The organism is Niveispirillum lacus (genome assembly GCF_002251795.1).
In the GTDB taxonomy this organism is placed as follows: Bacteria; Pseudomonadota; Alphaproteobacteria; order Azospirillales; family Azospirillaceae; genus Niveispirillum; species Niveispirillum lacus.
Window position 1 is genome coordinate 1 of sequence record NZ_NOXU01000002.1, and the last position, 1,512, is coordinate 1,512.

Sequence of the window (1,512 nt, forward strand, 5' to 3'; positions counted from 1 at the left end):
TGTCCGGCATCAGCCCCTGTGGGACAGAAGCGGGTGATTGCGCAACGGAGGATTTCTGGCTCATCGTAGTGACCGAAGGGAACGCAGATGAGGCAGAAATCCATGGCGCCGACATCGGGTGCCGAGCAGGTTGTCCGGGACATCCGGCGGCAGACGCGCAAGCATTATTCGGCGGAGGAGAAGATCCGCATCGTGCTGTCGGGCCTTCGCGGCGAGGACAGCATCGCGGAGCTGTGCCGGCGGGAAGGCATCGCCGAGAGCCTGTATTATAGCTGGTCCAAGGAATTCCTGGAGGCTGGCAAGAAGCGCCTGTCGGGCGACACGGCCCGCCAGGCCAGTACGGGCGAGGTCAAGGACCTGCGGCGCGAGATGCGCGACCTGAAGGAAGTGGTCGCCGACCTGACCCTGGAAAACCGCCTGCTCAAAAAAAGCATGATCGCGGATGGGGGCGACGAGGAATGAGATATCCCGCATCCGAAAAACTGGAGATCATCCGCTTGGTCGAGGCGTCGCACCTGCCGTTGCGCCGGACCCTGGACAGGCTGGGCATTCCCGCCACCACCTTCTATCGCTGGTATGCACGCTATCGGGCCGAAGGTGAAGGCGGTCTGGCCGACCGGACCAGCGCGCCGGGCCGGGTGTGGAACCGCATCCCTGACGCGGTGCGCCAGCAGCTGGTCGAACTGGCCCTGGAGGCGCCGGACCTGTCACCGCGTGAACTGGCGGTGAAATTCACCGACAGCAGGGGCTATTTCGTCTCGGAAGCCTCGGTCTATCGGCTGCTGAAGGCCCATGACCTGATCACCAGCCCGGCCTTCGTGGTGATCAAGGCGGCCGAGGAATTCCGCGACAAGACGACCCGGCCCAACCAGATGTGGCAAACCGATTTCACCTATCTCAAGGTCATCGGCTGGGGCTGGTTCTACCTGTCGACCATTCTGGATGATTATTCCCGCTACATCGTCGCCTGGAAGCTGTGCACGACCATGCGGGCCCAGGACGTTACCGACACTTTGACCCTGGCGCTGGAAGCCTCGGGCTGTGATCAGGTCGCGGTCGCCCACCGGCCCCGCCTGCTCAGCGACAATGGCGCGTCCTATATCGCCGGCGATCTGGCCGAATGGCTGGAAGACAAGGGCATGGACCATGTCCGCGGCGCGCCAAACCACCCCCAGACCCAGGGAAAAATCGAACGTTGGCACCAGACCCTGAAGAACCGCATCCTGCTGGAAAACTATTTCCTGCCCGGTGATCTGGAAGCCAAAATCCAGGGTTTCGTCGACCATTACAACCACCGCCGATATCATGAAAGCATCGGCAACCTGACGCCCGCAGATGTCTATTACGGCCGTGGCTCCGCCATCCTGGCACGGCGGGCAAAAATCAAAAAGCAGACCATCCAGCACAGGCGCTTGTGCCACCAAAGCCAAGCCGCTTAACATCAACCCGCTACGAGCCAGATCCTCCGTTCACAAATTCATCCCGATGTCCCAGTTGTTTCGACGACGGACA

At 61.6% G+C, this 1,512-nt stretch carries 1 protein-coding gene; it reads left to right on the forward strand.

Annotated elements, in window-relative coordinates; all coding sequences use genetic code 11:
- The first annotated feature begins 87 nt into the window (after positions 1 to 87).
- A protein-coding gene (locus CHU95_RS00015; protein WP_094452474.1) for an IS3 family transposase occupies positions 88 to 1,439 on the forward strand; the annotation gives its coding sequence in 2 pieces (ribosomal slippage) (positions 88 to 424 and positions 424 to 1,439; 1,353 coding nt in all).
- The last annotated feature ends 73 nt before the right edge of the window (positions 1,440 to 1,512 follow it).